Origin of the sequence: Mycobacterium sp. (assembly GCF_049280035.1) — a bacterium.
Taxonomy (GTDB): Bacteria; Actinomycetota; Actinomycetes; order Mycobacteriales; family Mycobacteriaceae; genus Mycobacterium.
Window position 1 is genome coordinate 1 of record NZ_JBAPPI010000506.1, and the last position, 2,105, is coordinate 2,105.

The following is a 2,105-nucleotide window of genomic DNA, read 5'->3' on the forward strand; positions in this document are numbered from 1 at the left end:
CGGCGAATCCGATCACTCGGTTCACCACATACAAGAACCGGTCGTCGCGCGCCAGCGTGCGGGGAAACGCTTCGACCAGTGACCAGGACAGCAGGATCCCGATTGCCCATCCGGTGAGCAGCACTCCGGCCGCCTTAAAAAGCGCACCGGAGCGGACCTTGGCCCAAAACTCCCGGTAGGCCAAGACCAGTACCAAGAGCGCAGCCAAATGGAAACCGAGCCCAAGGGTCTCGCCGAGCCTCTTCAGCGGGGTGACGTCATCGGCTGTCAGACCGGCGATGTTCAAGCCGGCGGCCAACAGCAGATTGAGGACCAGCAGCCACCAGGCGATGCGCTTGCGCGCGGTCAGTGCGCCGGCCAGCAAAGCCAGCACGAACGACCACGCGAAACTGGTGTCGGGAAAGTTGAACAGGTAGTCGTTGATGAATTCCCGTGGCATCTTGATGACCCACCGGATCACCGGCGACACGCTGGCGATCAGCGACAGCGTGGCGATAACGCCGACCGTCCACCCCGCCGCCGCAGGCACCCAACGCAGCCGGGAAGTCGACCGGCTCCGCGGGCGAGACGCAGTGAGAGTCACAAACCGCGAGGATATTCGGTTTAGCTATGGAATGCCTATGCCAGGACGGCATCGAATTGTCCGCGTCGGCTGGCTCAGCGGCGCTCGATCGCCGAGCACGTCGTTATGACTGCTAAACTGACATCCGCGACCGTCTCCGGCGAAGACCAGAGACAGCAAGTGGAGTCCCGCTCCCACCGTTGGCCAAGAGATCTTCACGATTTTTTAAGGCTCAGCGGTCCGGTCACCGGCACACCAGCGGTGTGTCGGTTCTGCGTTACGCAGGCGGCTTCAGCCGTGACCGGTCGGCACCGGGCCCTGCTTACGCAGGGCCTTTTTGCTGATGGTGTGGTGTTTCCACCGCTGAATCCGGACTGGGCCAGGTGGCGGTGGCGGTAGGAAGACATTCAACCCAGGAGGCCCCATCAGCACTGAGACCCGCGTCAACGAACGCATCCGCGTACCTGAAGTCCGTTTGATCGGCCCAGGAGGGGAGCAGGTAGGCATCGTGCGTATCGAAGATGCCCTCCGCGTCGCCGCGGATGCCGATCTCGACCTTGTCGAGGTTGCGCCGAACGCCAGGCCACCGGTCTGCAAGATCATGGACTACGGCAAGTTCAAGTATGAGGCGGCGCAAAAGGCGCGCGAGTCTCGCAAGAACCAGCAGCAGACCGTCGTCAAAGAACAGAAACTCCGACCCAAGATCGACGATCACGACTACGAAACCAAAAAGGGCCACGTGATCCGGTTCCTGGAGGCGGGATCGAAAGTCAAGGTGACCATCATGTTCCGCGGACGTGAGCAGTCGCGGCCCGAGCTGGGCTACCGGCTGCTGCAGCGCCTGGGCTCCGACGTCGCCGACTACGGATTCGTCGAGACGTCGGCCAAGCAGGACGGACGCAACATGACGATGGTGTTAGCACCTCACCGCGGCGCAAAGACTCGTGCCCGTGCGGCCGAACAGGCCGGTGGCCCCACGCCCCAGCCCGCACCAAACAGCGATACCGAACCATCGCCGAACTGATACAGCAGAACTGAGGACACATGCCCAAGACCAAGACCCACAGTGGTGCGTCGAAGCGATTCCGCCGCACCGGCACCGGGAAGATCGTGCGTCAGAAGGCCAATCGCAGGCACCTACTCGAGCACAAGTCGAGCACCCGAATGCGACGGCTGGAGGGGCGTACCGCCGTGTCTGCCAATGACACCAAGCGGGTCAACAAGTTGCTTAACGGCTGACAGCGTCCATAACCAAGGCATCGGCGTAACCCTCGTTACGTCCAGACGACGATAGGAACACTCATGGCACGCGTAAAGCGGGCAGTCAACGCCCAGAAGAAGCGTCGCACCATTCTGAAGGCTTCGAAGGGCTATCGCGGCCAGCGGTCCCGCCTCTACCGCAAAGCCAAAGAGCAGCAACTGCATTCACTGAACTATGCCTACCGCGACCGCCGTGCGCGTAAGGGCGAGTTCCGCAAGCTGTGGATCTCCCGGATCAACGCGGCGGCCCGCGCCAATGACATCACCTACAACCGGCTGATCC

3 protein-coding genes and 1 pseudogene are annotated in these 2,105 nt (G+C 62.2%); 3 read left to right on the forward strand and 1 reads right to left on the reverse strand.

Annotation, left to right across the window (positions count from 1 at the left end; all coding sequences use genetic code 11):
* Window positions 1-583: pseudogene (lysS, locus tag WAN71_RS16410) on the reverse strand (lysine--tRNA ligase); the annotation flags it as partial.
* A gap of 403 nt (window positions 584-986) precedes the next feature.
* Between lysS and infC the strand changes: the two are divergent.
* From infC to rplT, 3 genes are all read left to right on the forward strand, one after another.
* On the forward strand, window positions 987-1,586 hold the full coding sequence (gene infC, locus WAN71_RS16415; RefSeq protein ID WP_422226349.1) for a translation initiation factor IF-3: 600 nt from the start codon (window positions 987-989) through the stop codon (window positions 1,584-1,586).
* A 20-nt stretch (window positions 1,587-1,606) separates the two neighbouring features.
* The gene (gene rpmI / locus WAN71_RS16420) at window positions 1,607-1,801 is read left to right on the forward strand and encodes a 50S ribosomal protein L35 (protein ID WP_422226347.1); all 195 of its coding nucleotides are present in this window, start codon (window positions 1,607-1,609) and stop codon (window positions 1,799-1,801) included.
* A gap of 63 nt (window positions 1,802-1,864) precedes the next feature.
* The coding region (gene rplT / locus WAN71_RS16425; RefSeq protein ID WP_422226348.1) for a 50S ribosomal protein L20 at window positions 1,865-2,105 on the forward strand (241 nt) is incomplete at its 3' end.